This window comes from Myxococcus sp. AB025B (assembly GCF_006518215.1).
GTDB lineage: Bacteria > Myxococcota > Myxococcia > Myxococcales > Myxococcaceae > Myxococcus > Myxococcus fulvus.
On sequence record NZ_SRLW01000487.1, the window covers coordinates 1 to 4575 of the forward strand.

Sequence of the window (4575 nt, forward strand, 5' to 3'; positions counted from 1 at the left end):
GCTGGAGGCCCGGTGGGGGGAGGGGCATCCGGAGGTGGTGCGGCGGCTGGCGGACGCGCTGGGCAAGAAGGAGGAGGACGTGGCCCGGGCGGCGGAGTCGCTGACGCGCGACGTGTCGCTGGACGCGCCGGTGACGCAGGACGGGGACGTGACGCGGCTGGAGGTGTTGGAGGGGGACTTCGAGTCGCAGGAGGACTCGGTGGACCGGGCGCGGTGGGCGGCGAGGCTGCGGGCGAGCGTGGAGGCGGCCTGGCCGGAGCTGGACGCGCGGGAGCGGGCGTTGGTGGAGGAGCGGATGATGGTGGAGGAGGGGGTGAGCGCGGAGTTCCTGGCCCAGCGCTTCGGGGTGACGGCGGTGCGCATCCGGCAGATCGAGCAGGGGCTGAGGGCGAAGCTGAAGAAGAGGCTCACGGCCAGTCTGACGACCTGGGACGCGGAGGCGATGCCGCAGGCGGCGTGACGAGGAGGTGAAGGGCCGTCAAATGGGTGCTTGACGGCCTGGGGACGGGCTCGATATGAGAGCGCGGCTTCTCGCGGTGACCCGTACGCCCAGGTAGCTCAGTCGGTAGAGCAGGGGACTGAAAATCCCCGTGTCGGTGGTTCGATTCCGCCCCTGGGCACACGTTGAAGACTTCAGGGCCCTGGACCTCTCTGGTTCAGGGCCCTTTGTTTTTCCGGCGGGTGTGCGGATTGAGCAGGGGCGGGCCGCAGGAGAGGGCGCCACCCTTCACCTGGTTCTCCAGGCTCAGGGCGGAGGCGCCGTCCGGGACCTGAACGAACCGGTAGCCGAGGTGCGCGTGGATGAACGCCTGGGTCCGCTCATCCAGTGACAGGGCTCCGCTCGAGACTTGCTGGATGTCCTCGGGTGACAAGGTGGGGAGCACCAGCCGGTCGCAAACATAGACACAGAACTTGTCTCCGCTGCGCCGTCCGCTGGCGTGGCTCCTGAGTCGGTCCGCCAGTCCCCTGGGTTTGGTGGAGGAGGGCTCCTCCACGAGCGAGCCTCTGCCTGCCATTCCCACGTAGACGAGCTGCTGGTCTCTCCAGATGGAGTACACGCCCGCGGCGATGCTCGGGAGGGTGCGGTGGGGCCAGCCGGAGAACGCGAACAGCGGCCCGTGCTCGAGATGATGGAGTGCGGCCGTCCAGTCGGGTCCCTGGAAGCGTGGGCTCGTCATGATGTGTGCAGGCTATCCCGCGCGGCGTGGTGGGCCCATCGTCGAGCGAGGTGGCGGCGAGCAGACGACCTCGTGCGAAGCCGGGTGCACAGGACGCCTGGGGCAGGGTAGAGAGGGGACTCGGAGGAGTGACTCGAGATGGACGCGAACGCAGTGGCGGAGCTGGAGAAGGCGGGCGTGAAGGCGGATGCGCCGGACCGGCTGTTTGTCGCCGTGGAGTGGGACGCCGACAAGAAGCACGTGGTCCCCGTGGGCCCCCGCGCCCTGGTGCGTGATGGCGAGAAGCTCGCGCATGTCACCCTCCAGCCCATCTCCCAGCTGTGGACCGGTGACGTGAAGCCGCCCAGCTTCGCGAAGATCCCGCCTCCCGAGTACCACCCGTTCTTCATGCTCCTCGAGGCCACGGCCGCCGGCTACTGCCGCGCCGTGCGCAACACGGAGACGGACCAGGAGTTCGAGCGGCTCTACCGCCACCTCGCCCGCCGTCCGGACGGCACGGACCGCAACCCCCTGTTCTCGTACCTGCAGGGCGCCGCGCGCCTCTACATGTCCCTGCGCGACGTGAGCCAGGCCGAGTTCGAGGCCGTCGTCCTCCGCCTGCACCAGTCCGCCAGGCACCACCAGACGCACGTCGGAAGCATCAACTACTTCCAGGACGTGCTGCGCGGTGTGCTCGGGGCCTGAGTCAGCGGCGCTCTCCTGAACAGGGCGTGTCTCCACGCCCTGTCAGTCGATGAACCGGCGCTCCCATCGGCGTAGCTCCTCGTTCGAGGGGAGCGCGCCCACCAGGTGTCGTTCGTGAAAGAACCAGGGCTCCAGTGCGGTGGCGAGCTTGCGGTACGCGGGCCAAACGCCGCCGTGCGCCGTGTCTCCAGCCTCGGGCTTCGGGGTGAGCACGGCGGCGACTCGCTCGCTGTCCAACTCCAGCACGGTGCCCTCCGTTGAGCGAAGCTGCTCGCGGAGTCGTGCTGCGCCTCCCGCCGCATCCAGCACCGGTTCTCCCAGGAGCGTCATCCAGGAGACCGTACTGACCTTCGTCCCGAGCTGTGATGCAAGCCGGCTCATCCGAGGGAGGTCCATCCCTGGATACTTGTGGCACCACTTCCAGACCTCGGCCTCGACTCCCACGAGGTCCAGCTCGCAATTGAAAGCGAGTCCCGCGTGTCCGGAATTGAAGGGGAGTCCCCTTCCAAGTTCCAGCACCAGCTCTCGTAATGCCTCGGCGCCGTGCTCCGACAGGTACTCGGTGGGCAACCAGAATCCCACCGCGCAGACCGTGTCCGAGGGGGCATGGACCGACACGCGCCTGCCGAGATACTCGAAGCGATACCGCTTCTCTCCCGATGCGTCCCGAAGGTCCAGGACCGCGCCCCTTGGCTCGAGGATCTCGTCTCGGATGGAGGTGCTCCATTCTTCCTCGGCGATCGGCTCCCAATCTCCTGCCTCTTCGGAGTAGCTGCTCAAGGCGCCTGCGGGAAGCTCGCGCCGATAGCGCTCCAATGCCCGCAGGACAAAGGGGGCCACCTCCACATGCGGGCGGTGCATGTAGAACTGGATACAGAGCGAGTCTCGAATCAAGAGCGCGCCGCTCTTCGCGTGAATACGGATGCGCGGTAGATGCTCAGTCATCGAACGATTCCGAGTCGAGGGACGATGCGCACGGCGCGCACTCCGAGTGCCTGCTCATACAGCTCGCCCTGGTGGAGGCCTTGATGACAGTGCCCCTTCGGGTATTTGCGCCAGGGAGGAGCCTCATCGACATTGGCACAGGGGAACTTGAAGTCGTAGACGGCTTGCGCCTGCGCGGGGTGGCCCGCGTGGATGACGACATCGGGAACAAGGGTCCCTTGGAGCTCGCCCCCATTCCCGGATTGCTTCAGGGCTTGGACATCCGCTTCGGTGATGACCTTCGTCCCGCCATTCTGTGTGTCATGACGGTAACAGGGCTCGAGGCTGTAGCCACCTGGACGTAAGCTCGACAGCTCGCGTGCGGCACAACTCAGCGCGGCTGCGTGCATCTCCATGCCCAGTTGCATGGCTCGACTCAGGCTTCTGCCGGATGCGTCCCGGACCATCTGCTTGCACTCCTCGCGGGTCGGCGTCTGGCCCGCGAAATCCCGCCGATGCGCGAGCAGGACCTCTGTACGCGACTGCTCCGCGCAACGGACGAGAGCTTCCTCGATGCGCTCCTGTTCGCCACGCTCCAGGGCTCGCAGTGTCTCTCGTACCGAGGCGCCCATCGTGGCGACTGTAAGCCCAGGCGTCTGGGTGAACTCCTTCCCGGCAAGCGCGGCGCACGTCTCGGGCCGCTGCCTGCAGGTGCTCGAGACCGTATCGAAGCGGTAGCTGCTCGTCCCCAGGGTGGGGGTGGCCGCGCAACCCGCAAGCGTCCACACGAGGGCCGTCACCAGCCAGCGCCACTCCGAGGGAGATGCGAAACCTGGCGATGTTCGACGTCCTGCGGACATGGAAGTGGCTCGATGGCGCCCCACGACCAGAGGGTAGTCGATGGCCGGCCCGAATGGACGCGCTGCGGCGTGCCCGGGATGTCCTCCGAGGTAGGTACGGGGCGCAGAATCTGGAATATCGTGCCCCGCCGCCCGTTCCCGGGCGTCTTCCTCCACCTCAGGAGCACGGATGTTCCGTCAGTCCCTCCTCTGGACGTCGTGCCTGGCGCTGCTGGCGGCTCCTGTCGCCGGCGCCCAGACACAAGCCAAGGCCCCCAAGCCCGCCGCCGCGTCCTCCCAGAAGCTCGGCGCCAACGTCGAGACGCGCACCTTCAAGAACGGCCTCAAGGTCATCGTCTGGCCGGACCACGACATCCCCAACGTCGCCCTCTTCAACTGGTTCCGCGTCGGCAGCCGCAACGAGTACCCCGGCATCACCGGCCTGTCCCACTTCTTCGAACACATGATGTTCAACGGCGCCAAGAAGTTCGGCCCCGGTGAGTTCGACCGCGTCATGGAGGCCAACGGCGGCTCCAACAACGCCTTCACCTCCGAGGACGTCACCGTCTACCAGGACTGGTTCCCCCGCTCCGCCCTCGACATCATCTTCCAGCTCGAGGCCGACCGGCTCCAACACCTGTCCTTCGACCCCAAGGTCATCGAGTCCGAGCGCGGCGTCGTCTACTCGGAGCGCCGCTCCAGCGTGGACAACAACAACATGGGCGCCCTCGCCGAACAGGTCCAGGCCACCGCCTTCGTCGCCCACCCCTACCAGTTCCCCGTCATCGGCTGGCCGTCCGACATCGAGTCGTGGCGCATCGAAGACCTCCAGCGCTACTTCAAGACCTACTACGCCCCCAACAACGGCACCCTCCTCGTCACCGGCGCCGTCACCCCCGCCGAAATCTTCACCCTCGTCGAGAAGTACCTCGAGCCCATCCCCTCGCAGC

General features: G+C 67.0%; 6 protein-coding genes and 1 tRNA gene. 4 read left to right on the forward strand and 3 right to left on the reverse strand.

Going from position 1 to position 4575, the window contains the following annotated elements:
* Window positions 1-460 (forward strand): sigma factor-like helix-turn-helix DNA-binding protein (locus FL311_RS41310; RefSeq protein ID WP_305036188.1); only part of this gene is annotated, 460 nt, incomplete at its 5' end.
* 87 nt (window positions 461-547) lie between these two features.
* A tRNA-Phe gene (locus tag FL311_RS41315) sits at window positions 548-620 on the forward strand.
* A 36-nt stretch (window positions 621-656) separates the two neighbouring features.
* On the opposite strand, the gene FL311_RS41320 is transcribed toward FL311_RS41315, so the two are convergent.
* Window positions 657-1178, reverse strand: a complete 522-nt coding sequence (locus FL311_RS41320) for a hypothetical protein (protein WP_141333109.1) — start codon at window positions 1176-1178, stop codon at window positions 657-659.
* A 138-nt stretch (window positions 1179-1316) separates the two neighbouring features.
* Between FL311_RS41320 and FL311_RS41325 the strand changes: the two genes are divergently transcribed.
* The gene (locus FL311_RS41325) at window positions 1317-1862 is read left to right on the forward strand and encodes a hypothetical protein (protein ID WP_141333110.1); all 546 of its coding nucleotides are present in this window, start codon (window positions 1317-1319) and stop codon (window positions 1860-1862) included.
* Window positions 1863-1904: 42 nt separating this feature from the next.
* Here the strand turns inward: FL311_RS41325 and FL311_RS41330 are convergent, their stop codons facing one another.
* Both FL311_RS41330 and FL311_RS41335 read right to left on the reverse strand, forming a co-directional pair.
* Entirely contained in the window at window positions 1905-2807 is a 903-nt protein-coding gene (locus tag FL311_RS41330) for a type VI immunity family protein (protein WP_141333111.1), read from the reverse strand.
* Window positions 2804-3586, reverse strand: a complete 783-nt coding sequence (locus tag FL311_RS41335; protein ID WP_141333112.1) for a hypothetical protein — start codon at window positions 3584-3586, stop codon at window positions 2804-2806. Before FL311_RS41335 ends, FL311_RS41330 begins: the two co-directional genes overlap by 4 nt.
* A gap of 229 nt (window positions 3587-3815) precedes the next feature.
* On the opposite strand from FL311_RS41335, the gene FL311_RS41340 reads away from it, so the two are divergent.
* Window positions 3816-4575 (forward strand): pitrilysin family protein (locus tag FL311_RS41340; RefSeq protein WP_141333113.1); only part of this gene is annotated, 760 nt, incomplete at its 3' end.